Source organism: Paraburkholderia terrae (genome assembly GCF_002902925.1).
GTDB classification, from domain to species: domain Bacteria; phylum Pseudomonadota; class Gammaproteobacteria; order Burkholderiales; family Burkholderiaceae; genus Paraburkholderia; species Paraburkholderia terrae.
Genome location: NZ_CP026113.1, coordinates 1,696,648 through 1,722,906, shown reverse-complemented (window position 1 = coordinate 1,722,906; position 26,259 = coordinate 1,696,648). Strand labels below are relative to the sequence as shown.

26 protein-coding genes and 2 pseudogenes are annotated in these 26,259 nt (G+C 63.5%); 19 read left to right on the top strand and 9 right to left on the bottom strand.

Annotated features, from left to right (window positions below; all coding sequences use genetic code 11):
- The first annotated feature begins 11 nt into the window (after positions 1-11).
- From C2L65_RS37450 to C2L65_RS37375, 16 genes and pseudogenes are all read left to right on the top strand, one after another.
- Positions 12-935 carry an NAD(P)-dependent oxidoreductase gene (locus tag C2L65_RS37450; protein ID WP_042308661.1) on the top strand — a complete coding sequence of 308 codons (924 nt, stop codon included), beginning with the start codon at positions 12-14 and terminating at the stop codon, positions 933-935.
- Between the two features lie 44 nt (positions 936-979).
- Positions 980-1,306, top strand: coding sequence for an NIPSNAP family protein (locus tag C2L65_RS37445; protein ID WP_035996114.1), 327 nt, complete (start codon positions 980-982; stop codon positions 1,304-1,306).
- Positions 1,307-1,318: 12 nt separating this feature from the next.
- Complete coding sequence (locus C2L65_RS37440) at positions 1,319-2,206, top strand: NAD(P)-dependent oxidoreductase (protein WP_042308657.1); 888 nt, start codon at positions 1,319-1,321, stop codon at positions 2,204-2,206.
- A 19-nt stretch (positions 2,207-2,225) separates the two neighbouring features.
- Complete coding sequence (locus C2L65_RS37435; RefSeq protein WP_042308756.1) at positions 2,226-3,653, top strand: aldehyde dehydrogenase family protein; 1,428 nt, start codon at positions 2,226-2,228, stop codon at positions 3,651-3,653.
- A 135-nt stretch (positions 3,654-3,788) separates the two neighbouring features.
- Positions 3,789-4,184, top strand: coding sequence for a carboxymuconolactone decarboxylase family protein (locus C2L65_RS37430; protein ID WP_042308655.1), 396 nt, complete (start codon positions 3,789-3,791; stop codon positions 4,182-4,184).
- Positions 4,185-4,253: 69 nt separating this feature from the next.
- The gene (locus tag C2L65_RS37425) at positions 4,254-5,603 is read left to right on the top strand and encodes an MFS transporter (protein ID WP_042308653.1); all 1,350 of its coding nucleotides are present in this window, start codon (positions 4,254-4,256) and stop codon (positions 5,601-5,603) included.
- Between the two features lie 22 nt (positions 5,604-5,625).
- Positions 5,626-6,555, top strand: a complete 930-nt coding sequence (locus tag C2L65_RS37420; RefSeq protein WP_285892317.1) for an NAD(P)-dependent oxidoreductase — start codon at positions 5,626-5,628, stop codon at positions 6,553-6,555.
- Complete coding sequence (locus C2L65_RS37415; RefSeq protein ID WP_042308650.1) at positions 6,552-6,947, top strand: cupin domain-containing protein; 396 nt, start codon at positions 6,552-6,554, stop codon at positions 6,945-6,947. Before C2L65_RS37420 ends, C2L65_RS37415 begins: the two co-directional genes overlap by 4 nt.
- 51 nt (positions 6,948-6,998) lie before the next feature.
- Positions 6,999-7,790 (top strand): carboxymuconolactone decarboxylase family protein, encoded by a 792-nt coding sequence (locus C2L65_RS37410; RefSeq protein ID WP_042308648.1) that lies wholly within the window; start codon positions 6,999-7,001, stop codon positions 7,788-7,790.
- Between the two features lie 7 nt (positions 7,791-7,797).
- Complete coding sequence (locus C2L65_RS37405; RefSeq protein ID WP_229516238.1) at positions 7,798-7,986, top strand: hypothetical protein; 189 nt, start codon at positions 7,798-7,800, stop codon at positions 7,984-7,986.
- Between the two features lie 110 nt (positions 7,987-8,096).
- Positions 8,097-8,777 carry a GntR family transcriptional regulator gene (locus C2L65_RS37400; protein WP_042308644.1) on the top strand — a complete coding sequence of 227 codons (681 nt, stop codon included), beginning with the start codon at positions 8,097-8,099 and terminating at the stop codon, positions 8,775-8,777.
- A gap of 738 nt (positions 8,778-9,515) precedes the next feature.
- Positions 9,516-9,728 (top strand): annotated as a pseudogene (locus C2L65_RS47360) (PQQ-binding-like beta-propeller repeat protein); the annotation flags it as partial.
- Positions 9,729-9,808: 80 nt separating this feature from the next.
- The gene (locus C2L65_RS37390) at positions 9,809-10,360 is read left to right on the top strand and encodes a c-type cytochrome (protein WP_229516982.1); all 552 of its coding nucleotides are present in this window, start codon (positions 9,809-9,811) and stop codon (positions 10,358-10,360) included.
- Positions 10,361-10,376: 16 nt separating this feature from the next.
- Positions 10,377-10,850, top strand: coding sequence for an ankyrin repeat domain-containing protein (locus C2L65_RS37385; protein WP_063769784.1), 474 nt, complete (start codon positions 10,377-10,379; stop codon positions 10,848-10,850).
- A 500-nt stretch (positions 10,851-11,350) separates the two neighbouring features.
- Positions 11,351-13,174, top strand: coding sequence for a S10 family serine carboxypeptidase-like protein (locus tag C2L65_RS37380; protein ID WP_042308640.1), 1,824 nt, complete (start codon positions 11,351-11,353; stop codon positions 13,172-13,174).
- Positions 13,175-13,249: 75 nt separating this feature from the next.
- Entirely contained in the window at positions 13,250-13,645 is a 396-nt protein-coding gene (locus tag C2L65_RS37375) for a hypothetical protein (protein WP_042308638.1), read from the top strand.
- A 70-nt stretch (positions 13,646-13,715) separates the two neighbouring features.
- On the opposite strand, the gene C2L65_RS37370 is transcribed toward C2L65_RS37375, so the two are convergent.
- On the bottom strand, positions 13,716-14,651 hold the full coding sequence (locus C2L65_RS37370) for a histone deacetylase family protein (RefSeq protein WP_042308636.1): 936 nt from the start codon (positions 14,649-14,651) through the stop codon (positions 13,716-13,718).
- Between the two features lie 167 nt (positions 14,652-14,818).
- On the bottom strand, positions 14,819-15,916 hold the full coding sequence (locus C2L65_RS37365) for an AraC family transcriptional regulator (protein ID WP_042308635.1): 1,098 nt from the start codon (positions 15,914-15,916) through the stop codon (positions 14,819-14,821).
- A 293-nt stretch (positions 15,917-16,209) separates the two neighbouring features.
- On the opposite strand from C2L65_RS37365, the gene C2L65_RS37360 reads away from it, so the two are divergent.
- Together C2L65_RS37360 and C2L65_RS37355 are read left to right on the top strand one after the other, a co-directional pair.
- Positions 16,210-17,868: an AMP-binding protein gene (locus C2L65_RS37360; RefSeq protein WP_042308633.1), complete on the top strand. Its 1,659-nt coding sequence runs from the start codon at positions 16,210-16,212 to the stop codon at positions 17,866-17,868.
- Between the two features lie 129 nt (positions 17,869-17,997).
- Positions 17,998-19,785 (top strand): SulP family inorganic anion transporter, encoded by a 1,788-nt coding sequence (locus C2L65_RS37355; RefSeq protein ID WP_042308631.1) that lies wholly within the window; start codon positions 17,998-18,000, stop codon positions 19,783-19,785.
- A 16-nt stretch (positions 19,786-19,801) separates the two neighbouring features.
- Here C2L65_RS37355 and C2L65_RS37350 read toward each other — a convergent pair whose 3' ends face one another.
- Entirely contained in the window at positions 19,802-20,902 is a 1,101-nt protein-coding gene (locus C2L65_RS37350) for a PAS domain-containing sensor histidine kinase (RefSeq protein ID WP_042308630.1), read from the bottom strand.
- 234 nt (positions 20,903-21,136) lie between these two features.
- Between C2L65_RS37350 and C2L65_RS37345 the strand changes: the two genes are divergently transcribed.
- Entirely contained in the window at positions 21,137-21,454 is a 318-nt protein-coding gene (locus tag C2L65_RS37345) for a hypothetical protein (RefSeq protein WP_042308752.1), read from the top strand.
- 26 nt (positions 21,455-21,480) lie between these two features.
- Here the strand turns inward: C2L65_RS37345 and C2L65_RS37340 are convergent, their stop codons facing one another.
- The 6 genes and pseudogenes from C2L65_RS37340 to C2L65_RS37315 all read right to left on the bottom strand — a co-directional run.
- Positions 21,481-21,849 (bottom strand): DUF3564 domain-containing protein, encoded by a 369-nt coding sequence (locus C2L65_RS37340; protein WP_042308750.1) that lies wholly within the window; start codon positions 21,847-21,849, stop codon positions 21,481-21,483.
- Between the two features lie 118 nt (positions 21,850-21,967).
- Positions 21,968-22,999, bottom strand: a complete 1,032-nt coding sequence (locus C2L65_RS37335) for an Acg family FMN-binding oxidoreductase (RefSeq protein ID WP_042308628.1) — start codon at positions 22,997-22,999, stop codon at positions 21,968-21,970.
- A gap of 26 nt (positions 23,000-23,025) precedes the next feature.
- Positions 23,026-23,826 carry a fumarate/nitrate reduction transcriptional regulator Fnr gene (fnr, locus tag C2L65_RS37330; protein ID WP_042308626.1) on the bottom strand — a complete coding sequence of 267 codons (801 nt, stop codon included), beginning with the start codon at positions 23,824-23,826 and terminating at the stop codon, positions 23,026-23,028.
- Positions 23,827-23,843: 17 nt separating this feature from the next.
- Positions 23,844-24,248, bottom strand: a complete 405-nt coding sequence (locus C2L65_RS37325; RefSeq protein ID WP_042308625.1) for a response regulator — start codon at positions 24,246-24,248, stop codon at positions 23,844-23,846.
- Positions 24,249-24,371: 123 nt separating this feature from the next.
- Positions 24,372-25,019 (bottom strand): response regulator, encoded by a 648-nt coding sequence (locus tag C2L65_RS37320; protein ID WP_042308623.1) that lies wholly within the window; start codon positions 25,017-25,019, stop codon positions 24,372-24,374.
- Positions 25,016-26,233 (bottom strand): annotated as a pseudogene (locus C2L65_RS37315) (PAS domain-containing sensor histidine kinase); the annotation flags it as partial. The pseudogene C2L65_RS37315 and the gene C2L65_RS37320, both read right to left, overlap by 4 nt.
- Positions 26,234-26,259: the final 26 nt, after the last annotated feature.

The window sequence follows — 26,259 nt, the reverse complement described above, 5'->3', positions numbered from 1 at the left end:
CGAGGATTGTCATGTCGAGTAGTCAGGCATCAAGTCAGCAACGCGGGCCGTCGCTCGGTTTCGTCGGCGTCGGCACGATGGGCCGGCCGATGGCGCGGCGGCTGATCGAAGCGGGTCACACGGTGATCGTGTACGACCGCGATGAAGCTGCCGTTGCGGAACTCAAGGCGGCGGGCGCGCAAGTGGCCGCGTCGGTGCGCGACGTCGCCAACAGCGCGCGCATCGTGTTCACGAGCCTGCCCACGCCCGCGATCTTCAAACAGGTCGCGCTCGGCGACGGCGGCCTGATCGACGGCAGCGCAATCAAGGTGCTGGTCGATCTGTCGACGGTCGGCTCGCGCATCGAAAAGGAAGTTGCAGAAGGACTGCTCGCAAAGGGAATCGAAACCGTCGATGCCCCCGTGAGCGGCGGCGCAGCGGGCGCGACGAAGGGCACGCTCGCGATAATGGCGGCGGGCAACCCCGTCGCGCTCGAAGAAGTGCGCGGCCTGTTCGAAGTGCTCGGCAAGGTGTTCGTCGTCGGTGACAAGGCGGGGCAAGGGCAATTGCTGAAGCTGCTGAACAACATGTTGTCGTCGACGGCGTTCGCGATCACCTCCGAGGCGTTCGTTGCCGGCATGCGCGGCGGGCTCGACCCGGAAGTGATGATGTCGGTGATCAATGCGGGCAGCGGCAAGAACGGCGCGACGCTCGACAAGTTTCCGAAGCACGTGCTGCCTGGCACATTCGATTTCGGCTTTCCTGTCGGCAGCGTGTGCAAGGACATCGGTCTTGCCGTCGACGAATGCCAGGCGCTCGGCGTGCCGATGTGGGTGGGCAGCGTCGCACGCCAGATGTGGAACTACGCCGCGATGCAGGACGGCGCCGCGCGCGATATGACGGAGCTCGTCAAGTACGTCGAACGCTGGTCGTCGGTCGACGGCCTTGAAGATTGAAGCAGTATTGAATCGAACACACAACACGAAACACGGAGAACACCATGATCGTTGAAATGCGCATCTATCACTGCGCGCCGACGCGCCTGCCGGCCTTGCTCGACCGCTTCACGACGCACACGCTCGGTTTCTTCGAGAAGTACGGCATCCAGCAGATCGGCTTCTGGACCACGCTGATCGGCCCGAGCAATCACGCGCTCACCTACATGATCCAATGGGAGAGCCTCGCCGAGCGCGAGCAGAAGTGGAACGCGTTTCAGGCCGACGCCGACTGGATCGCGACGCGCGCCGCGACGGAAGCGCAGCGTCCTATCGTCGAGCGCATCGAAAATCATTTCCTGACGCCGACCTCGTTCTCCGCGCTGCGCTAGGAGACGGATGCCATGACACAGAAGAAGCGCATCGGTTTCATCGGGCTCGGCATGATGGGCGCGCCGATGGTGCAATGCCTCGTCAACGCGGGCTTCGACCTGTACATCGACGACGCGGATGCAGCGCGCGCCGACACGCTCGCCACGCAAGCGGGCGCGCAGCGTTTGACTCGCGACAACGCCGCGTCGCTCGAAGCATTGATCACGATGCTGCCGAACTCGGCCATCGTCGAAAGCGTGCTGCTCGGCGGCGGCGCAGAGGGTTGGGCGAGCCGGCTCGCGAAGGGCTCGGTCGTGATCGACATGAGTTCGTCGGAACCGGAACGTTCGCGCAAACTCGGCGCGACGCTCGAAGAACGCGGCCTCGCGTATCTGGACGCGCCCGTATCCGGTGGCGTGAAGAAAGCGAAGGAAGGCACGCTGGCGATTCTCGTCGGCGGCCGCGCGGAAGTGCTCACGCAGTGCATGCCTGTGCTCGAAGCGATGGGCAAGAGCATCTTGCATATCGACGGCGCGGGCTCGGGGCATGCGGCGAAGGCGCTGAACAACTACGTGTCGGCGGCGGGACTCGCGGCGACCGTCGAAGCGCTGCTCGTCGCACAACGCTTCGGCATCGAGCCGGATGTGATGACAGACGTGCTGAACGCTTCGTCGGGCCGCAGCAATACGTCGGAAAACAAGGTCAAGCAGTTCATGCTGAGCGGCACGTTCGGGTCCGGCTTCGCGCTGCAATTGATGAACAAGGATCTGAAGATCGCTCATGCGCTCGCGCAGTCGGTCGGTTATCCGATGACGCTCGGCGACACCGTCACCGCAGTGTGGGGCGAAGCCGCGCAACGTTCGACGCCCGCCACCGACCACACCGAAATGTATCGCCTGCTCGATCGCGATGCGCGTTGATTCTGCACAGGAACCTGCCATGTCACATGCAGCGCAGTTTTATATCGACGGACGCTGGGTCGAACCCGCATCCGCCCGCTGGTTCGATATCGTCGATCCAGCCACGGAAGCACCGTTCGAGCGGCTCGCGCTCGGCAATGCGGAAGATGTCGACCGCGCGGTCGCTGCCGCGCGTCGCGCGTTTCCCGCGTGGTCCACGACGAGCGTCGCGGAACGTGTCGCGTTGTTGCGGCGCGTGCTGCAGATCTACGAACGCCGCTACAACGAGTTCGCGGAAGCGATGCGCCGCGAGATGGGCGCGCCCGTCACGTTCGCACGCAACGGCCAGGCGGCGCGTGGTCCCGCGCATCTGAATGCGCTGATCGACGTGCTGGAGCGCTTCGAATTCGAAGAGCAGCGCGGCAGCACGCGCGTCGTACACGAGGCGATCGGCGTGTGCGGGTTGATTACGCCGTGGAACTGGCCCGTCAACCAGATCGTCGTGAAGATCGCGCCCGCGCTCGCAGCCGGTTGCACGATGGTGCTCAAGCCGAGCGAGTATTCGCCGCTGAGCGCGCTGCTTTTCGCGGAAGTGCTCGACGAAGCGCAAGTGCTTGCCGGCGTGTTCAATCTCGTCAATGGCGATGGTCCGGGTGTGGGCGAGGCAATCGCGAGCCATCCGGATATCGACATGGTGTCGTTCACGGGCTCGACGCGCGCGGGCGTGCTGGTCGCGCAGTCAGCCGCGCCGAGCGTCAAGCGCGTCGCACAGGAACTGGGCGGCAAGTCCGCGAACATTCTGCTCGACGATGTCGATCTCGAAGAGGCCGTCAAGCGCGGCGTGGCCGCGTGCTTCGTGAACTCGGGCCAGTCGTGCTCGATTCCGACGCGCATGCTGGTACCGCGTCATCTGATGAACGACGCCGCGCAGATTGCGAAGCGCGCGGCGGAAACGTATCGCGTCGGACCGACCGACGATGCTTCGACGCAACTTGGCCCGCTCGTCAACCGCAACCAGTTCGAGCGCGTGCAGGCGTTGATCCAGACGGGCATCGACGAAGGCGCGCGGCTGGTGGCAGGCGGCACGGGCTTGCCTGAAGGCATCGATAAAGGTTATTACGCAAAACCGACCGTCTTCGCCGACGTCACGCCCGACATGACGATCGCGCGTGAAGAAATCTTCGGGCCGGTGCTGTCGATGATCCCGTATGACAGCGAAGAGGACGCCATCGCGATTGCCAACGGCACGGACTATGGTCTTGCCGCCTACGTGCAATCGGCGGATATCGCGCGCGCCCGCAAGGTGGGTCGTGCGTTGCGCGCGGGCGGCGTGCATCTGAACTATCCGCCTGCCGATTTCCACGCGCCATTCGGCGGATACAAGCGTTCGGGCAATGGCCGCGAGTGGGGCGAAGCGGGTTTGCGCGAGTATCTGGAAACGAAGGCGATGGTTGGTTACGGCACGTAGTGAGCCAAGGCGGCCGAAGCGGCCAAAGCGCGGCCAAAAAATTTTGCACGTTTCGATTGTCCGACAATCATCGCGTCAGTCAGTCGTAACGCCCAAAGCAACTGAACGGGTTGAAGCAACAGAGAGGACCTCAAGATGGAAAGCAACGAACGTTTCGAAAAAGGCTTTGAAAACCGCAAGGAAGTACTTGGCGCGGGCCATGTCGAGAAGTCATGGGCCAATGCCGACGACTTCAACCGGCCGATGCAGAAGTTCGTCACCGAGAGCTGCTGGGGCGATATCTGGGGCGACAGGACGTTGTCGTTCAAGACGCGCAGCATGCTGAACCTCGGCATGCTCACTGCGATGAGCCAGCATCACGAACTGGCCGTCCACGTGAAGGGCGCGCTGCGCAACGGCGTGACGAAGGACGAGATCCGCGCGGTGCTGATGCAGGCGGCTGTGTACTGCGGCGCGCCGCTGGCGCTGGCTGCGTTCCGCGTCGCGACGGAAGCGATCAAGGCATACGAGGCGGAGACTTCGGTGGCTTGATGCTGTGACGACACTACACATGGCAGCGCGAAACCAACAAGCAATGCCGACAAAGACCTGGAGACAATCATGAAAACCCTAACTGCGACCGACATCGCACAGTCCGAAGGCGAGCAATCGATAGAAACGAAAAGACGCAATGCCATCAAAGGCGCGTTCTTCTCCGAGTACATTGACATGTTCGATATTTATCTGCCCGTCGTCGTACTGTCGCCGGTGCTGGCGTTCTTCCAGCCGCCGCATCTGTCTAGCGGCATGGAGACGATACTCGCGTCGCTGGTGTTCATTACGACGCTGCTCGGGCGTCCTATCGGCGCGCTGCTGTTCGGCATGATCGCGGACCGCATCGGGCGCCGCAAAGCGTCGATCTGGTCGGTGTCGGGCTTCGGCGTGGTCACGCTGCTGATCGCGCTGCTGCCGGGCTACGAGAGCATCGGCATCGCGTCGTACTGGGCGCTCGTGCTGCTGCGCTTCGTCGACGGGATCTTTCTGGGCGGCGGCTACACGGGCGCGATGCCGCTCGCCATCGAGTATTCGAAGAAAGCGCAGCGCGGGTTTGTCGGCGGCTTCATCATCGCGGGCTTTCCGGCTGCATACGTGTCGATCAATCTCGTCGCGATGCTGATGTTCACGCTCTTTCCGCTGAATGGCATGAACTCGCCGTACGCGCAGTGGGGCTGGCGCATTCCGTTTGTGTTGGGCGCCGTGCTCGCGGGCATTCTCGCGCTGTACTACGTACACAAGGTCGCCGAATCTGAAATCTGGAAAAGCGAAGCCGCCGACAAGGGCAATCAGCCGGAAAAGCTGCCGCTCTCCGATCTGCTGCGCGGCAAGAGCGGACGCAACCTGCTGCAGGTGCTGGTCATGATGACGGGCTTCTGGCTCACGCAGAACATCATCACGATCTACCTGCCGACGGGCCTGCTCGTGAAGACGCTGCATCTGACGGGCTTCCAGATGACGTCCACGCTGATGATCACGTACTTCGTGCTGTTCTTCAGCTACATCGGCTCCGGGCTGATCGCGCAGTCGATCGGACGGCGGCGCTTCTTCGTGATCGTTGGCCCGCTGATCGCGACGGTCGGCGCAGGGCTGCTGTATGTGCTCGCGAACAACGATGGATTGTCTCTGCCGACCATCATCGCGCTGGTCTGCGTGCTCGCCGTACTCGTCACGTCACCGTGGGGCGTGATCGTCACGTACATCAACGAACGCTTCGTCACGGACGTGCGCGCAACGGGCTTCGGCGTCGGCTTCAGCCTCTCGGTGATCATCCCGTCGTTCTACGCGTTCTATATGAACTGGCTCGGCGCGTTCATGCCGTTGCGGATGACATCCGTGGTGCTGTTGTGCATCGGCGGATTGATCGGCGCGGTCGGCGCGATGATGGGACCGGAAACGAAGGACGTCGACTTCTGACGAATCAACTGACTGCAAGGGAATAGCGCAAATGAACAAGGAACGGATCGGATTCATCGGTCTCGGCAACATGGGCGGCCGCATGGCGCGGCGTCTCGTCGATGCGGGCATTGCGGTGCTCGGTTATGACACCGCGCCTGAGCGTGTGAAGGCAGCGGGCGCGCAGGCCGCGGCTTCAATCGCGGACGTGATGAAGTTCGCCGACGTCGTGATGATGTCGTTGCCGGACAGCAAGGTCGTCGAGGCCGTGGTCGAAGGCGAGGGCGGTGTGCTCGCGCATTGCCGTGCCGGACAGATCGTCGTCGATCTGAGCACGGCCGCCGCGAGTTCGACGATACGGCTCGCGCGGCGCTTCACGCAATGCGGCGTGCAGTATGTCGATGCGGGCATTTCAGGCGGTGCGGCAGCAGCGGAGAAAGGCACGTTGACGCTGATGGTCGGCGGCGACGCGAGTGCCGTCGAAGCGCTCACCTGGGCATTCGCGCCGATCAGCTCGAAGGTCGCGCATATGGGCGAGAGTGGCGCGGGCCACACCACCAAGCTGCTGAACAACTTCCTTAACGCGGTGAGCCTTGCGGCGAGCGCGGAAGTCATGGTGGCGGGCAAGAAGGCCGGGCTCGACCTGCATCTGCTGCTCGACGTGCTCAACAGCAGCAGCGGCGTGAACTTCGCGACGCTAAACCGCTTTCCGAAGATCGTCGACGGCGATTATCTGGAAGGCGGGCTGACGGGCAAGCTGATGACGAAGGATGTCGTTCTGTATGTCGATCGCGCGCGCGAACTGGGCGTGGTGTCGCTGAATGCAGCGGGACCGCTCGCGAGCTTTGGTCTTGGCACGGCGCTCGGCTATGGCGACGTGATCAGCAATCGTGTCGTCGATGCGATCGGCGATGTGTCGGGCGGCGTGCGTCTGTACGACGGGAAGATTCGTAAAGAGGAGAAGCAGGCATGAAGGTATTTCACGGCAGGGCAGAAGGGAAGTTGTCGGAACTGCGCGGCGAGACGTTTTCGGGCACGGTATGGGCCGACCCCGTGATGCCGCCGACGGATGGCGTCACCATCAACACGGTGTTCTTCGCGCCGCGCGGCCGCACCTACTGGCATACACACGAGCAGGGCCAGGTGCTGCAGGTGACGGCGGGCAAGGGCTGGATTTGCAAGGAGGGCGAGGCGCCGCAGGAAATCCGCCAGGGTGACATCGTGTTCATCGGACCGAACGAGCGTCACTGGCACGGCGCGAGCGACGGCAGCTACATGGTGCATATCGCGACGTCGATCGGCAAGGCGACGTGGCAGGAAGAAGTGGCCGAAGCGGATTATCCGCAAGGGCTGGTCGCGGGCTGAGGCGGCACGCGGCGCGGGGAAAGCATCATCGTCATCGGAAGGAGCAAGCGAATGAAGCAGGGAGAGCAGCCGGCGCGCGCGCATCGCGAGCCACAGCAGATCAAGGACGACTTCGTGCGCGTACACGGCGTCTGGAATGCCGCGTGGGACAGCATGCTTCGTCTCGATGCGGGTTTTGTCGATGCGTACGTGCAGTTCTCCGCAGTGCCGCAGCGCAGAAACCATCTCGATGACAAGACGCGCGCGTTCATCGCGCTCGCCGCCGATGCGTGCGCGACGCAGTTATACGGGCCGGGCGTCGCGCATCATATCGAGCGCGCGCTCGGGTTCGGCGCGACGCGCGAAGAACTGATGGAAGTGCTGGAGCTGATCAGCACGATCGGCATTCACACGAGTAACGTCGGCGTGCCTGTGCTGCTCGAAGTGCTCGAAGAGGAAGGCTTGCGCGCGGGACCTGTGCCGCTCGACGAACGCCGCCGCGCATTGAAGGAAGCATTCGAGAAGAATCGCGGCTACTGGCATCCGACGTGGGAAGGGCTGCTCGAACTCGATCCCGACCTGTTCGAGGCGTATGTCGAGTTTTCTTCGGTGCCGTGGCGCACGGGCGTGTTGAGTCCGAAGATCAAGGAGTTCATGTATTGCGCGTTCGATGCTTCGTCGACACATCTGTACGTGCCCGGCCTCAAACTGCATATGCGCAACGCGCTGCGCTACGGCGCGACAGCGGACGAATTGATGGAATTGCTGGAGATCGTCAGCACGACGGGCATTCACGGCGCCGAACTCGGCGCGCCGCTGCTCGAAGCGGCACTGGCAAAGCACCGGGTGGCCGTCGATGCATGACCGCGCGATGCTGAATCCCAACGTATTGAACGAGCACGTCACCCGTTCTGCGCGGCCGCTTCAAAACGCGAGTGCGCGCGGCAGCGATCCTCATTCGACGTTCCGCGCATTGCAGGCGCTGCCGCTCGCGCGGCTCGCAGCGAATGGCACCGACCACGCGCATGTGCGGGCCGTGGCGATACTCGGCTACAACTGAAGTGCTACAGCGAGGCAACAATCAACGCGTTTTATGCGCAACGGAGGACGGAAAACGGCTGGCGGTGAAGTATCATAGCGACTGTAACTTTGTCGGACGGGAAGACAATAATGTCGACTGATATCGGGTTGGTCCGACCTGAGACGCTGCGTCATCAGGTCGAAAACGTGCTAAGGCAGGCCATCATGAGCGGGCGCTTTGCGCCGGGCGCGCGTCTGATCGAGCGCGAACTGTGCGAGTCGCTCGGCGTAAGCCGTACCTCGGTACGCGAAGCGCTGCGCAAGCTCGAAGCGGAAAAGCTCGTGCGCAGCGTGCCGCACAAAGGCCCGATCGTCGCCGTGATCTCGCAGCAGGAGGCGAGCGAACTGTACGCGTTGCGCGGGCTGCTGGAAGGCTTCGCGGCGCACGAGTTCGCCAGGCTCGCCAGCGACGCCGCGATTGCGCAGTTCGGCGAGGCCGCGAAGGAACTGCGCACGCAGGCGACGGCGCAGGACCAGGCAGGCGTGCTCAAGGCCAAGACCGCGCTCTACGAGGTGTTGCTCGACAACTGCGGCAATGCGCTCGTTAAGGAGGTTCTGAATAGCCTGTATTCGCGGGTGAATCTGCTGCGCGCCACGTCGCTGATGCATCCCGACCGGTTGCCGAGCAGCCTGCGCGAAATCGACAAGCTCTACAAGGCGCTCAAGGCACGCGATGCCGACGAAGCCCAGGCGCTCGCGCGCCTGCACGTGGCGAACGCGGAGAAAGCCGCGATGCGCATGCTCGGCGAGAGCGACGACGCGCAGGCGTGAGCCTTCCGGTGCGAAGCCGGAGGCCGGCTTCGCATCACTTCGATGCAGCGCACAAAGCGTGCGTCCACAAGCAGGTTATAAAGCCGGCACTACGCCCGTCCGTTCGTCAACGCGGCGCGAGCGGCCGTCAATCCTCATACGTGAACCAACCTTCATTTGCGCGGTAATGAGGCGCCAATGCGCTGCCGCGTGCCTGGAAAATCGGCATTGCTTCGCCTACGCTTAGTTGAGTCGGCCTTGAGGGCGAGAAGTTGTACTCGCCGAATCTGCGCAGCCGACCCGTCCCGAAGCAATCAAACGGTTCCAATTTCAAAGCTTTTGTTGTTTGAGAGGGGGGCGCGACTGTGCCCCGTCCACGCGTTGTCTACGCGCGGACAGCCGCCGCACTCCCGCGCTCGCAAGCTCAAACGATAAAAAGCCGAGAAGACGCTCATGACGCCATCCCCGCGGTACCTCGCCGTCTTCATTCCCATGTTGTTCGCCGCGCTCGCATCGCCCACCTCGCGGGCCGCTGACGAAGTGCAGAACACGTCCACCACCACCTCGGCGCCGATGCCGTCGACGTTTGCGCCCGTCAGTCAGGCGCAACTCGACAGCGCCGCCGGCAATACATCCGACTGGCTGCATTCGAACGGATCGTATGCGCAGACGCGCTTCTATCCGGGCACGCAGATCAACCAGACCAACGTGGCGAAGCTGCGGCTGGTGTTCATCTTTCAGGCGGCCGTCAACGAGTCGATGGTGTTCAACGGCGAAGGCAACGGGCTGTTCCGCGCGTTCGATGCAGCGACGGGCAAGAAGCTCTGGGAGTTCCAGTGCGGTGCGGGCGTCAATGCGCCGGCCGTGTCGTATAGCGTGCGCGGCAAGCAGTATGTGGCCGTCGCGGCGGGCGGCAACACGCAACTGGACTTCAAACGCGGCAACACGGTGCTGGTCTTCGCGTTGCCGTGATGACGCGAACCGGGACGTCATCGCTCACCGCGCAGCGCGCAGCGCGTATCGTCGCGCGCGCTTGCGCGGTGATTTTTTGTATGGGAGGTGTCACGTGGCCGCTCGCCGACGCACGCGCCGACGCGGAAGCGGGCAAGACGAAGGCGCAGACCTGCGTGGCCTGTCACGGTCCGATGGGCAATTCGACCGATCCGCAATACCCCGTGCTCGCCGGACAGACCCCGCGTTACATGTACCTTCAGTTGAAGGACTTCAAGGAAGGCCGCCGCAAGGACCCGCGCATGTCGCCGATGGCAGCCAAACTGTCGAAAGATGACATGCAGAATCTCGCAGACTACTTCGCCGCGCAGAAACCCGTGCCCGTCGATTTCAAGGCTGACGGCGTCGCCGTCGAAGCGGGGCGCAAGAAGTCGGCTGCGGAGCTTTGCACGACGTGCCACCTCGGCAACTTCTCAGGGCAGAACGAGATACCGCGCGTGGCCGGGCAGCACTATCAGTACATCGTCAAGCAACTGCAGGACTTCCGTTCCCGCACGCGCACCAACGATGGGGGCAACATGGGCAGCGTCGCGCGCAATCTGACTGACGACGATATCCGCAACCTCGCCAGTTACGTCGCGAATCTGCAGTAGCGTCGGGGAGACGATCATGTATCACGCCGTGCGGTATGGGGTGACTGCGCTGTTGATGGCCTGCGCGCTTTGGGTCGCGTCGGGCGCTGCGCTGCCTGCCGCAGCCGAAGAAGCGGGCGAGGTGAATCGCACGCTGCTCGCCGCCGCGAAAGACAGCGACCGCGCAAGCGTGATCGCGGCGCTCGATCGCGGCGCAGCCGTCGATGCGACGACGAGAACCGGCGACACCGCGCTGCTTACGGCATGCAAGAAGGGCGACGCCGAGATAGCGCGCACAATGATTGATCATGGCGCGAACGTGAAGCACGCGAACGCATCCGGCGTCACGCCGCTGATGGCGGCCGCGTATGGCGGCTACGACGGTATCGCCGCGTTGCTGCTCGCGCGCGGCGCTGACGAATCGCTGAAAGACAATCGCGGCATGAGGGCGAAGGATATCGCCGCACAGACGCAATCGAATCAGGTTGCGAATCTGTTGTCGTCGCATTAATTGCGGCGAAAGCGGTTCTTTATCTTGTTCGTCGAAATTCATTCCGATTTAAACGAAAAAAACGTAATTTTCCAATCCGGCTTATTGATTGCGTGATAAAGCATTAAGCGAATGATTTAGACGCGATTTTCTCGGTCAGAAACAATGGATGCGAACGCAAGTTTCGATCCTATTCATCGTGCATAGCCTGTAAAAACGGGCCTTGACAAAGCACCGCACGACCTCCTATTTTTCCTCTGCCACCATTCATTACCAAATCTTTCCTTAGCGGAAAGTAATAAAGAACCAGTACAACTTACCGGCATGGTTTCTCGTTGCGTAATTAGTGATCCGAATTATTAGAATATTCAGCAACCTGTATCAATGCTGTTAGAAACAAGAAAGTTTAATGTCAGCCGCTGTGAGTGCCGACGAGTTCTGCACCGCTGTCTGTTTCCTATGCGCCTCACCGGCGAAGGCGGCCTTTGTGTAGCGGTAACTTACCTATCACAGGGACAGAAATGAAACCAGACCGTAGCATTAGCGGCAGCCGCCCGCGTCTGGGGCGGCTAGCCGCTTCAGGCGCGATGATTCTCGGGTTGCTGGTTCTCGCGGGATGTGGGGGAGGCGACAGCAGTCCCGCTTCGTCGGCGACGAGCGCGTTGAGCCAGGCGGCGGCGGATCCACAAGCGCTCGCGCAACAGCAGGCGCAACCGCAGGCGGCCAACAAGCCGTACACCGATCCGATTCCCTATTCGCCGCATGCGAACGACGGCCTGGCTGCATCGCAGGTCGCGGAAAAAGCGGCCGTGATGCATTACCAGTGGAAGTCGGGCAAGACGACGGTCAACTACACGACGACGACAGGCCACCTGACAGCAGCCGACGCGAACGGCAATCCGGAAGCGACGATGTCGTACGTTGCCTATACGGCGCAGGGTTCGAAAGGCAAGGCGCGCCCCGTGACCTTCGTCTATAACGGCGGCCCGGGTTCGTCGTCGATATGGCTGCGGCTCGGTTCGTTCGCGCCCACGCGCGTCGCGACGCCCGACCCGCTTCTCACCAACTGGCCGAACTACCCGCTCGTCGACAATGCGGAGAGCCTGATCGACACCACTGACATGGTGTTCATCGATCCACCCGGCACGGGTCTATCGGAAGCGGTTCTGCCTTATACGAACAAGCAGTTCTGGGGCGTCGATTCCGACGTCAACATCATGCGCGATTTCATCATCCGCTATCTGGCGGCGAACAATCGCAGCGATTCGCCGATCTATCTTTACGGCGAATCGTACGGTACGCCGCGCACCGACATGCTTGCGCTGGCGCTCGAAACGGCAGGCGTGCCGCTGACGGGTATCGTGCTGCAGTCTGCGATTCTCAACTACTTCGCCGACGCAATCGAAGCCGTGGCGATCTTTGGCACCAAGGAAGGACTGCAACTCGACACCGACACGCTCGCCGGTTACTACCCCGGCTACGCGGAGGTCGCGGCGTACTTCCATCAGGTATCGCCGCCGTTGCTCGATCAGGGGCTGTTTGCGTTGCAATCGGAAATCTTCGCGACGGGCCAGTACAACCATTTCAGGCAGTACGCGGAGACATGGGTGCTGAGCCAGTTCGGACTTCCCGGTTACTTCGATCCGCCCGTGTATCCGGCGACGCGCACGCTGCAATCATGGGAGTGGCCGTCGAGCCTCACGCTGCATGCGTTGCAGGCTTATTTCGATCCCAACTCGTTTAACCTGGCGCTGGTGCCGGGCTCCACGATCGGCCGCTACGACGGACGCGTGTCGCTGCCCAATTCGGACCCGCGCCTGCAGACAGATGGCGACCCGTCCGACATCCTGATCTCGCAGCCGTTCACGACGGCGCTCGCGACGCAGATGCCGGACTATCTCGGCTACACGGCGCCGAACGCGACGTACATGCCGCTGAACGACGAGATCATCGAGGTATGGGACTTCTCGCACGACGGCCAGGCGCTGCCCGACACGCTGCCTGATCTGCTCGGTGCGATCACGCTCAATCCGAAGCTCAAGGTGCTCGCCGAGAACGGTTTCCACGATCTCGCCACGCCGTTCTTCAAGACGGAAAAGGACCTGGCGCGTCTGCAGACGGTGCGCGGCCTGAATCCGGATCTGCAGGTCAACTTCTTCCAGGGCGGGCATATGATTTATCTGGACGACGTGGCGCGTCCGAAGATGAAGAGCGATCTGGTGGACTACTACAGCGGCCAGCCGATTCCGCTCGCGCTGTCGCTGTGGACGTTGCCGGCGCCGTGGAGCGACGAAAGCCCGGCGGGGACGCCGACCTCCACCGCACAGGCTGCGGCGACGCAATAGGCTCAATGGAACAGGTCCCCGCCCGTCACTGTTCGATGCGGGGACTCCCAACTCATCTATTCAGGGCGAGTGATCATGTCTTCAATCGATAGGTTGTCGCGCGTTCTTTCCATCATCGTCGTTCTCGGCGCCGCGATGGGCAGCGCGCATGCAGCGACGCAGGCCGTTGCGCCCGTGACGCTGCCAAAGGGCGGTCATGGCGTCGACGGTCCGTTTTTCCCGGCCAACCGCGTAGCCGCTGTTACACCCTCCACAGGGACGCAACTGCAACAGCAGGCGCAACAGCGCATCGACGCGCGCATGGGCGCGAATTCAGTGCTGGGCAATGGCGCTTCGATCACGAAAGCGCAGGCGCAAAGCAACGGCCTTGGTTTTATCGCAAAGCACTTCGATCAGATCGACACCGCGCATTCGGGGCGGGTATCGTTGAATGACGTCAAGCAGTATTTGCAGCAGCAACAGGGGCAATAAAGAAAGCCCGCGCATCGGCTGACGTCGATGCGCGGGCTGTCCTTGCACATTCCAGACGCAGCGCTGCGGCTCAAGTCCCCAGCAACGCGCGCACATGCGCGCGCGTGCCGCCCGACAGCCCCTCCATGCTGTATCCGCCTTCGAGTATCGATACCACGCGCCCCTCGCAGGTCTCGTCGGCGATGCGCACCAGCTCGCGCGTGATCCAGTGGAAGTCGTCATCGTCGAGACGCAGCGCGGCGAGTGGATCGAGCCGATGCGCGTCGAAGCCCGCTGAAATAATGATCAGCTCAGGACGGAACTCGCGCACGGCGGGCAGCATATCGGCCTCGATGCGCGAACGGAACAGATCCGAATCGCAACCCGGCGGCAGCGGAACGTTGAGGATGTTGTGGCTCACGCCCGTTTCAGCCGACTTGCCCGTGCCGGGATAGAGCGGCGATTGATGACTCGACGCATAGAAGAGTTCGGGCCGGTCATAAAACGCGGCCTGCGTGCCGTTGCCGTGATGAACGTCGAAATCGACGACGGCCACGCGCTCCAGTTTGTGTACGTCGTACGCATACGCTGCCGCGATGGCTGCCTGATTGAAGATGCAAAAGCCCATTGCCTTGCCGGGCTCCGCATGGTGCCCGCACGGACGCGTCGCGCAGAAGACGTTGCGCGCGTCGTTGTTGAGCACGGCATCGACGCCCGCGCACGCCGCGCCGACGCAGCGCATGACGGCTTCCCACGAACCCGGCGACATGACGGTGTCGCCGCCGTCGAGCGGCATGTAGCCGTGCTTCGGCGCGATTTCCGCGACTTCGTCGATGAAGTCCTGGCTGTGAATGAGCTGCACCTGTTCGAGCGTGCCCATCGGTGCGTCGCGCCATTCGAGCGCGGCGAATTCCGGCGCACGCAAGGTTTGCAACACGGTCTTCAGCCGTTCCGGCGATTCGGGATGATGCGGGCCGGGCTGATGGTTCAGGCAGGCGGCGTGCGTGTAGACGAGGGTGGGCGGCATGGGGTGCTGATGCCCGGAAGGCCGGGCATCGTCTCCTTGGTGTAGATGTTTTCGAATGAGGAGAACGCACTGTGCAGCGTTAGCGGCTCCGGAGTATTCGTCAAGTGTAAGGTCGCGGCTTTCGCGCCGAACAATAAAACAAACTTTGGCACGCCATACACGTTCGTTTATGGAAGCGTCGCGCTACGATCGCGCCGGACGTCGTTCGGCGTCTTGCCCGTCCAGCGCTTGAACGCGTGACGAAAGCTCACGGCGTCGCTGAAACCCAGCGTCAACGCAATGTCTTCGATGCTGAGTGTTGTCGTACACAGATAGTCGACGGCGAGCGCCTTGCGCACACCCGTCAATAGCTCGCTATACGACGCGCCTTCCGCTTCGAGCTTGCGGCGAAGCGTGCGCGACGTCATGCACAGACTCTCCGCGATCTGTTCGATGTCCGGGAATTTGCCAGGCGTGCGCGTGAGTTCCTGATAGACGCGCCGCGTGACGCCTGCCTGCCAGCGGAACTGCTCCACCAGCCGCGCGCATTGCGTCGAGACTTGCGCGGCCGTGATCGGATTGGCGAGCTGCGGCGCGCGCGACAGCCACGCGGCAGGGTAGCTCAACAGGTTCTGCGGCTGGTCGAAGGCGAGCGGGCATTCCAGCACGTCGGACAGCAACGCGGCATGGGGCGGTTGTGCCTGCGTGAACATCGCGCGCGCCGGCACACACCATGCGCCCATCACGTCCTTGATGACCGTCACGTGTACCGCGAACTGCAGGTCGATCAAAAAGCGATACAGCGGCTCGCCGATGTCGGGCATGCGCACTTCGTCGCGATTCGGGAAGACCCACGATGCCGCGTCGTCATGCTCGAACCAGCGGATGTCGAGTATGCCGTTGGCGAGCTGATGGTATTTGACGGCGGTATCGAAGGTCTGCGCGAGCGCTTCCGAGCACAGCAACGCATAGCCGTACATACCGTAGCTCGATGCATGCAAACGGCAACCGACACGCACGCCAAGATCAGGTCGCTCACATAGACGGACAGCATTGCCGGCCGCAATCAGAAATTGCAGCGACGAAGTCAGCGTGAACGGGTTGGCGACAGCCCCGGCGTCGAGTTCCGTGCCCGCCAGAACGGCATTCGCGTCGATGCCGGCTTCCGAGGTCACGTCGAGCAGCGCGACGAGCTTGGACGGCGCAAAGCGCTTTTCACGCCATCCGATGACAGACGGCGCGTGCTGATGGGTTGCCGCCGCCTGCGCGGGCGCGCGTTGCTGCATACGTGAGTGAGTCCTGTGTCCGAAAAGATACCGGTTGCGTGCCCGGAATTCTGCGCCCGAACGCAGCGGCTCGCCATAGGGTTGACCCTTATTCATCCTGCTGATGCCACGCGCAAACACGCGTGAATGGCGGATAGCGTATCTGCCGACGGCGAAGCAGCTTGTCCGTTGCGATCACCATTTCGGCCTAGCCGATCATTTGCATCCGGCCGTCCGCGCGCGATAGTTCAACCTGCATGAAAGATCGATCAGGAGACAGCGTGGACGACAGCCACATCAGCACCCGTCATTGCATGAAACCGTCCGTGGAAAGCCACGCCAGCAACCGACACTGGATCGCGTCGTACGGCTCGATCCCTGCGGAGATCGACGCCGACCGCTATCCGTCGATCAACGCGCTGCTGGAAGGCGCGATGCGCCAGTTCGCGGACAGACCCGCGTTTCATGCGTTCGGCCACACGTTGACTTATGCGGACATCGACCGCTTGTCGTCGGCATTCGCCGCGTATTTGCAGAAGGTGGCGGGCGTCGGCAAGGGCGACCGCGTGGCCGTGATGCTGCCGAACGTGCTCGCGTTTCCCATCGCGTTCATCGCCATCGCGAAGATCGGCGCAGTGCAGGTCAACGTCAATCCGCTCTACACGGCGCGAGAACTGGAGCATCAACTGAACGACGCGGGCGTCGAAACGATCGTCGTGTTCGACGGCTCGACGCGCACGCTCGCCGAAGTCGTCAGCCGCACGAAGATCCGGACGGTGATCACGGCGGGCGCCGGCGACGGCAGCGGCGCCACGCTTCCCGGTCCCGCCGCCGACCCCGCGCTGCGCGGCGCGATCACGCTGCCGCAAGCACTCGCGCAAGGCGAGAGGCTCGCCGCCGATCCCGTCGATGTCAACGGCAGCGATCTGCTCTTTCTGCAATACACGGGCGGCACGACGGGGCTATCGAAGGGCGCCGCGCTGTCGCATCGCAATCTGGTTGCGAACATCGAGCAATTCAAAGCCTTCATGCCCGATTCGCTGCGGCCGGGCGTTGAGGTCGTCGTCACGGCGATTCCGCTTTATCACATCTTCGCGCTGACCGTGAACTTCCTCACGTACTTCTCCGTCGGCGCGGAGAACTGGCTCGTGGCGAATCCGCGCGAAGTCGAGCCGTTCATCGACTTGCTGAAGGCCGCGCGTCCGACCATCTTCGTCGGCGTCAACACGCTGTATGCCGGGCTCGCCGCGCATCCGCGCCTCGCGGAAGTGGACTGGTCGCGGCTCAGGCTGTCCGCGGGCGGCGGGGCGGCCGTGATCGATATCGTGTCCGAGCGCTGGAAGTCCGTGACGGGCAGTTTTATCCGCGAGGGCTATGGGTTGTCGGAGACGTCGCCGGTGGTGTCGTTCAACCCGCAGTTCATCGACGGCTTCACGGGCAACACGGGCCTGCCCGTGCCTTCCACCGACGTCAAGCTGCTCGACGACGACAACCGCGAAGCGGGCATCGGCGTGGCGGGCGAGATCTGCGTCAAAGGCCCGCAAGTGATGCGCGGCTACTGGCAGCAGCCCGAGGCCAACACGCGCGCTTTCACGGCGGATGGCTACTTCCGTACCGGCGACGTCGGCGTATTCGACGACAAGGGCTTTCTGAAGATCGTCGATCGCAAGAAGGACATGGTGATCGTCTCCGGCTTCAACGTTTACCCGAACGAAGTGGAAGCGGTAGCGACCGCGTTTCCCGGCGTCGCCGAATGCGCGTGCATCGGCGTGCCCGATGAAAAGACGGGCGAGGCAGTCAAATTGTTCGTCGTCGCCGCGCCGGGCGCCGACGTGACGCAGCAGGTGCTGATCGCGCATTGCCGCGCGAGCATGGCGGCGTACAAGGTGCCCAAGGCCATTCACTTCGTCGATTCGTTGCCGAAGTCGACGGTCGGCAAGATTCTTCGTCGCGAGTTGCGACGCGTCGAATGACGCGCGGATTGCACCGACCCCATCTACGGGCATAAGCTGGTTCATGTGACATGCGGCAGCCGCAGGGCGACAGGCGCCTCGCGGCCGCACATTCGACGTGAAGCGCTTCTTTACTCAAGAGGGCGGACCATGAGCCGAACGACCACCGATCCGGATCATGCCGCCGCCCGCAGCCCTCATCCGCTACTGCGCCGCGTGCCGGGCATCGCGACGCTACGCGCGTATCGGCCCGCGTGGTTCTCGCACGATCTGATTGCGGGCATCGTGCTCACCACGGTGCTCGTGCCCGCCGGGCTCGGCTACGCGGAAGCGGCGCGCCTACCGGCCATCACGGGGCTTTACGCCACCATCGCGGCGATCGTCGCGTATGCGGCGTTCGGGCCGAGCCGCATCCTCGTGCTCGGACCCGACTCGGCCCTGGCCGCGCTGATCGCGTCGATCGTGCTGCCGATGGCAGGCTCGCGTCCGGAACAGGTGCTGGCGCTGGCGGGCATGCTGGCGATCCTGTCGGGCGTGTTCTGCATCGCGGTCGGCGTGTGCCGTCTGGGCTTTCTCACCGACCTGCTGTCGAAGCCGATCCGCCAGGGCTATCTGAACGGCGTCGCGCTGACGGTCATCATCAGCCAGGCGCCGAAGCTGCTCGGCTTCGGTGTCAAGGGCAGCAACCTGTTACAGGAAGCGGCCGGTCTGGTGCGCGGCGTAATGGACGGCAAGCTGAACGAGGTGACGTGCGTGATCGGCGTCGCGTGTCTGCTGGTCATTCTCGGGTTCAAACGCTGGATGCCAGTGGTGCCGGGGATACTCGTCGCCGTGGTCGGGGCGACGCTTGCCGTCGCGCTGCTCGACCTGGACACGCGAGCGGGCGTGGCCGTGGTCGGCGACGTGCCGCAGGGTTTGCCCGTGCCGTCGTTCCCGTCCGTCTCATTCGATCAGATCGTCGCGCTGGTGCCCGGCGCCATCGCCATCGGGCTGATTTCGCTCGCGGACATCAGCGTGCTGTCGCGCGTGTTCGCGGAACGTAGCGGCGAACGCGTCGACCGCGATCAGGAACTGGTCGCGCTCGGCGCGGCCAACATCGCCGCGGGACTGTTTCAGGGCTTCCCCGTCACGAGCAGTTCGTCGCGCACGCCCGTCGCCGAATCGGCGGGCGCGAAAACGCAGCTTACGGGGATCGTCGCCGCGCTGTGCGTCGCCGCCTTGCTGATTTTCGCGCCGACGCTGCTGCGCTCGCTGCCGGCCGCCGCGCTCGGCGCCGTGGTCGTCGCGGCGGGCCTGGGGCTGTTCGAGGTGAGGGACGTGATCCGTACGTTGCGCCTGCGTCGCAGCGAGTTCACGCAGTCGATGGCGTGCTTTGCGGGCGTCGCGCTGATCGGTCCGATCCAGGGCATCTTCATTGCCGTCGGGCTGGCGTTGATGGCGTTCGTCTGGCGCGCGTGGCGGCCTTACGATGCCGTGCTCGGGCGCGTCGATGGACGCAAGGGCTACCACGATATTTCGCGGCATCCCGCAGCGCGGACCATTCCGGGGCTGGTGCTGTACCGCTGGGATGCTCCGCTCTTCTTCGCGAATGCCGAGATCTTTCGCGACCATGTGCAGCGCGCGATCGAAACAGCGGCCACGCCCGCCAACTGGGTCGTCGTCGCAGCGGAGCCGATCACGGACGTCGACGTCACGGCCAGCGAAATTCTGCGCGACTTTCATGCGAGTCTGCGCGAGCGGCATATCGAACTGTGTTTTGCCGAGATGAAGGGGCCCGTCAAGGACATGCTGCGGCGCTACGGTCTGTTCGACACAATGGGCGAGCAGCATTTCTTCCCGACGACGGGTGTGGCCGTGGATGCGTATCTCGAACAGCACGACGTGGAATGGCGCGACTGGGAAGACGATGCCGACGCGCAGCAAAAAGGCAAGCCGTGACGGGCGAAAGCAGCGCTCACTGCACGGCGGCAACAGGCACGCGAATCGAAATGTGAAAACCCGTGCCCGGCGAACTGGCGAACGACACCGTGCCCTGTAGCTGCCTGACGCGCTCGCGAATGCCAAGCAGCCCGAACGATGTGCTGACAGGCGACAGCGTGAGCGTCGCGCCCACACCGTTGTCCTCGATATCGAGCGAGACGTGATCGCCGATGCACGCCAATTCGATGCGCACGCGGCTCGCGTTCGCGTGACGCGCGACGTTGGTCAGCGCTTCCTGCACGATGCGAAAAAGATTGGTCGAAGCAAATTCGTTGAACTGCGGCTCATCAGCTTCGATGTGAACCGTCGCGGCGACGCCGTAGCGTTTGCTGAAGTCTTCGGCGAGCCATTCGAGCGCGGCGGTGAGGCCCAGATCGTCGAGCAGCGGCGGGCGAAGATCGGAGGCGATCCGGCGCAGCGACATCGCCATCGCGTCGATCTCCTTTTGCAGCGCGCGCGTTTGCGGCACGAGTGGCGCGGTCTCGGCCTTCGCGGCAAGCGTCGCTTCCATCAGCGCGACACTCATTTTCAGCGCGGTCAATTGCTGTCCGAGGTCGTCGTGCAGTTCGCGCGCGATGCGCTTCTGCTCGTTCTCGCGCGTGATCTGCACCTGCGCCGATACCTCGCTCGCCCGTTCGAGTTCCGCGAGACGCATGCGGTCGGTCATGTCGCGCGTGACCTTGGCGAAACCGAGCAGCGTGCCGCTGGCGTCACGCACGGCGGAAATGGTGACGTTGGCCCAGAACCGCGAGCCGTCGCGCCGCACGCGCCAGCCTTCGTCCTCGACGCGCCCTTCGGCGGCGGCGATTGCCAGTTCGTGCGCCGGCTTGCCCGCGGCGATGTCCTCGTCCGTGTAGAACGCCGAAAAATGACGGCCGATAATCTCGTCGTGTGAATAGCCTTTGATGCGCTGCGCGCCCGGATTCCAGCTGGAGACATTGCCTGCTGGATCGAGCATGAAGATCGCGTAGTCCTGAACCGCTTCGATCAACAGGAAATAACGGTCCTCGAGCGGAACGTCCGATGCGGACGCTGCTTTGTCGCTGCGGGACGGCTCGTTGCCCGGCGCGGTCATCGTGATTTCCGGCGGTTGGTGAAAGGACGGTTGAGTTATATCAGTTCGCGAACGGTTGTACCAGTTTGCCGGGCGATCGTGCATCGGGCGCGCCGGGCGTATCCGGCGGCCGAAGCTTTGCCGCGTTGATATGGGTCAATCGCGCCATCGCGCGGGGCCGGTACGCTGACGGCACGGATCTGCGCAAGACTTGCTCTACGCATCCAATGAAGCGGGCATCAATGGGAGGCGATGGTGGGCATCGGCATGCAGATTGTCTATCTGGGCTGCAGCGCGACGGCTGCGCTCGAAGCGGAGGCGGCGATGCAATTGATGCGCCTGCAACCGTTCGGCGCGTCGCTGTCGGACTGCCATCTGGCCATCGAAGCGCTGCGGCTGCGCTCGGGCAAGCCGCTCTACGATGTGCGCCTCGACCTCGTCACGGCGGCGCACGAACTGAAGCCGATTGGCCGCCATGCGGCGGAGAGCGCGGAAGAGGCCGTGCGCCGCGCGTTCGACGCTGCGGAGCGCACGTTGCGGACAGAGGCCTCTGCGTTGGCGCCACGCCGTTGAGCGCGCGCTGTTAGCGCGTCGCGCTTTCAGACTTCGTCGGCGAAAACGCCGTGCTCGGGCTCCGAATCGGTCCCGTCGATCCACTGAACATGCCATTGCCCGGCAACAGGCGCGCGACCTGCATCGCGAAGCCAGAGCGCCTGCCCGGATTCACCTTCGAACGGCCCATCGAGCGTGAGCAGATCGAGGCCCGGCAACTCGCAGCAGACGCGATCACCCGCCGCGTCCAGAACGCGCGTGCCAGCGTTCGTAAGCGCCAGTGTTCCCCATTCAGGCAGGTCGATCACAGCGTGTCCTTCGCGCGACCATTTGCGGGCGTCGCGGTCGAGCCAGAGAATGGCATAGACGGACGGCTCGATGCACTCGAACGTATCGAGGTGAAGGGTGATTCTCATCGACGGCTCCTTTTCCGGGTGGCGCACGCATTCAATCTAACGCGTATGCGTCGCTGGAAATTGAGGCACGTCAATGTCCGCCGACATGTGCATGCGGCAAAGTGCTGCTGCCGAGAAGTCAGGACACGAGGTCGGCGAGAGGGCGTCGCGGCGAGTGCGCAGCCTGCGGGCCGCGTCCGACGCGCAGCAGCAGTTGCGGCGTCGCGTCGAGGTGCAGCAGGCCGCTGATCTGCACGCGCAGCGTGGTCACTTCGATGGGCTGGTTGAGATAGGACGCCGTCAATCCTTCGGAGACGGCGACCAGCAGCATGCGTTCGAGCGCCTGGCCAGCGGCGACCCATGCTTCGCGGTCGTTGCGCAAAGTCGCAATGCCGACGATCAGCGGCGAACCGTCGACCAGATGCCGGTGCGTGGCAGGCGTTCCCGCGCCTGCGTCGAACACGCGGACCACGGCTGAGACGAGCGGCACCGCGAAATCGAGCAGCGCGCTCACGGCTGTCCCGTACGCCGGCATGCCGTCGTCGCGGCGGCGCGGATGGGTCCAGACGGCAAGCTCGCGCCGGAAGCGCGGATCGGCGAACTGGGTATGGTCGGCTTCGGCGACGAGGTACGCGATCGCCTGGCGATCGGCACGCTCATGCAGGCAGCCCGCCAGCGCGCCTTCCGCGTCGCAGGCGTCGACCAGCTTCTGTTGGATGTCGGCGGGAACGGGTTCGTCGGCAAAGGGTACGCGCGTCGTGACGCGCCGCGTGATCGCGTCGAAGAGCGACGCCACGGCGGTGTCGCCTTGACCGTCACGCGACACCCGCACCAGCGCGACGACGTCGGGGTCCGCGTCCGAAGGAAACAGCGTGATCGCATAGGCGAACCCGAAGTGGCTCAGCGCCACGCGCAGATTGAAGAGCGCGGCGCCGCAACTGATGATCAGCCCGCGATCGAACGGATCGACGACGGGCAGCGCCCGCAGCCTGTCCACGCAAACCTGCACGGTGCTGCCGTCGATCATGAAGTGCCACGGCTGCGTGTTGTGATTGGACGGCGCGAGCACCGCGTATTGCAGTGCAAAGCGCAGTTGCGCGTCGAGCGGCGCGGCAGGATCGAACTGCGTTTCGTCGATTTCCCATGCCGAACGCGGATTGGCGTGAATCATCTAGGTGTCCTCGCGCCAGACCCGCGCTACACGCGTGCGAGTCCGTCGTGATCGAGGATGCGGATCGTCTTGCCGTTCGCATCCACGAGCCGCTCGCGCTGGAACTTCGAGAACATGCGGCTCACGGTTTCGAGTTTCATCCCGAGGTAGCAGCCGATCTCCTCGCGCGTCATGCGCAGATGAAACTCCGCGGCGGAGAAGCCGCGCGCCTTGAAGCGCCGCGACAGGTTCAAGAGGAAGGTCGCCACGCGCTGTTCGGCCGTCATCGTGCCGAGCAGCATCATCTGGCTGGACTCGCGGACGATCTCGCTGCTCATCATCTGATAGATGTGATGCTGCATCGGCTTCAACTCGCGGCAGATCGCTTCGAGCTGCGCAAACGGAATGATGCAGACAACGCTGTCTTCGAGCGCGACGGCATCGCAGTTGTGCTGGCTCGCGCCGACGCCGTCTAGCCCCAGTGCCTCGCCGGCAATCTGGAAGCCCGTCACGTGCTCGCGACCGTCGCGATGCATCACGACCGTCTTGAACGATCCCGCGCGCACCGCGTAAATGCTCTGAAACGCGTCGCCCGCGCGATAGAGCGTGTCGCCACGCTTGACGGAACGTGTCGAGCAGATGACAGCGTCGAGCCTCGCCAGTTCGTCGGCGTTCAGTTCGGCGGGCATGCAGAGCGCGCGCATCGCGCACGCGGAGCAACGGGGCGCGCGATGTGCGGGCGGCTCGGCCCGCGAGACGGGATGAATCGGCACGACGCGCGCCGCGCGCACGGTCGGAAGGGCGCTGCTGAGGGCGGTTGCAGTTGCGGTGGCAGTTGCGGCAAGCATGGTCGGCTCCTGTTCGCTTACGGGGACGCGCGTTGCGTCCGGGCAATGCCTGCGATGGTTCGGCAGGCCGCATCGAATTCAGACGTTTTGTCGAAGAAGAAATCGGCGCCCGCCGCATTGCATGCGTCGCGGAAAGGTCGCGCGATGTGATTGGTCAGCACGATCTTGACGATGGCCGGGTGCAGCCGGGACAGCGTCTCGATGAGTGCGAGGCTGTTGCCGTCTGCAAGGCGCAGGTCGAGCACGACGATATCCGCGTCGCAGGCACGGATGCCTTCAAGCGCCGAGTCCCCGTCTTCTGCCTCGCCGGCGATCTCCACGCCCGCGATGGCCCCCAGCAGACACGCAAGACGACGCCGCACTTCGACGGCGGCATCGACGAGATAGACCTTCGCGGCGAGGGCTGGCACGGCGGTATCCATGTCCAGCAGTATCGACGGCCCTATCTTAAAAATGTATAGGACACGATGGAACCGACCCTAGGAGTTTAGGTAGGCGTTATAGGAATATTCCTACTTACAGCGGCAGAGTCTTAAGAATCGCGACTAGATGTCGGCGCCGTCGTCGATCAGCTTGTGGCGGATCGCGTAACGCACCAGCCCGTTTTCATTCGGCATCTGCATTTTTTCGAGGATGCGGGTCTTGTGCGTGCTGATGGTTTTGACGCTCACGCACAGTTCATGCGCGATTTCGGTGATGCTCTGACCGGAGACGATGCGCCGGAACACGTCGTACTCGCGGTCGGACAGCCGGTGATGGGGCAGCGCTTCGGCGGGTTCGTTCAGATGCTGCGCGAAGCGCTCGGCCATCGCGAGACTGACGTAGACGCCGCCCGACGCCACCTTCGTCACGGCGCCGACCAGCTCTGCGCTGGCGCTTTCCTTCGTCATATAGCCGGATGCGCCGGCCTTGAAGGCGCGCACCGCGTATTGCTGCTCCGCGTGCATGGTCAGCACGAGGATGCGCAGCGCGGGTTTTTCGTCCTTGATCTGCTTGATCAGATCGACGCCGTTACGGCCTGGCATCGACAGGTCGAGCACCAGTACGTGGGCTTCCGTGGCGCGGATCAGCGCGATGGTCGTGCCGCTGTCGCATGCCTCGCCCGCCACCTCGAAGCCGCTCGCGGATTGCAGAATGTGGCGCAGGCCGTCGCGCACGAGCGTGTGGTCGTCGGCAAGCAATACCTTGATCATGGATGCGTATGGTCCTGTTGCACGGTTTGCAAGGGAAAGGTCACCGTCAACGCGAAGCCCTGGTTCCTCGTCGTGTCGATCCGAACCGAGCCGCCCAGCATATGAGCCCGCTCGCGCACGCCGATCAGGCCAAACGGCCTGTCCAGGTCCGCTTGCTCGCCCGTGCCGATGCTCGCGTCAGGTTCGGCGCCACGGCCATTATCCGCGATGCGCAGCACATAGTGTTGACTGCTCGCGTGCAGCGACAGATCGACGGCGCTCGCGTCGGCGTGACGCGCGACGTTGGTCAGCGCTTCCTGGACGATGCGGAACAGGGCTGTTGCCGCGTCTTTCGTAAAGACAGCGTCGCCCGCCTCGATGCTTCGTTCGACCGCGATGCCATAGCGGCTGGTGAAGTCGTTCGCGAGCCATTCGATGGCGGGCGCGAGGCCGAGATCGTCGAGCATCACGGGCCGCAAGTCGGCGGCGATGCGCCGCAATGAAGCCACCGTCGCGTCGATCGTGCGAGCCATGCCGTGCAGACGCGCAATGGCGTCGATCTGCTCACGTGTACCCGAACGCGACGTCAGCTCGGTTTCGAGCACCGAAAGCTCCATTTTCAGCGCGGTGAGCTGCTGGCCCAGATCGTCGTGCAACTCGCGGGCGATGCGTGTCTTTTCCTCTTCGCGCACGCTCTGCAGATTGGCCGACAGCCGCCGCAGTTCCTCGCGCGACTGCTTCAGCGCGTTCTCCGACTTCACGCGTTCGGTGACGTCGCGCAACATCACCGTGTACAGCTTGCCGGTGTCTTCACGTATCTGCGAAATCGATGCTTCCAGCGGAAATTCTTCGCCGTCCGCGCGCAAGCCGAACAGGACCGGCTGCCGTCCCATCAGCCGCTCGGAGATGCCCGTCGCGCCGAACTGCGCGACGTGCTGCACGTGGCTGTCGCGAAACCGCTGCGGGATGAAGCGCGAGAGCGGCGTGCCGAGCGCCTGTGCGGCGGGTACGCCGAAGATGCGTTCCGCGGTCGGATTGAAGATCACGATGTTCTGCGCTTCGTCGATCGTGATGATCGCTTCCATCGACGAGCGGATGATGCCCATCATGCGCGCTTCGTCGCGGCTCGCGTTGCGTGTGGAGAGCGCCTGTGTGCGCGCGGCGGCGATCACGCTGACCACGGCCGCAACAATGGACAACGCGCACAGCGCCGTGATCAGCGCGAGCGTTGCCGCCCCGTTCGACGCAACGACGGCAAGCA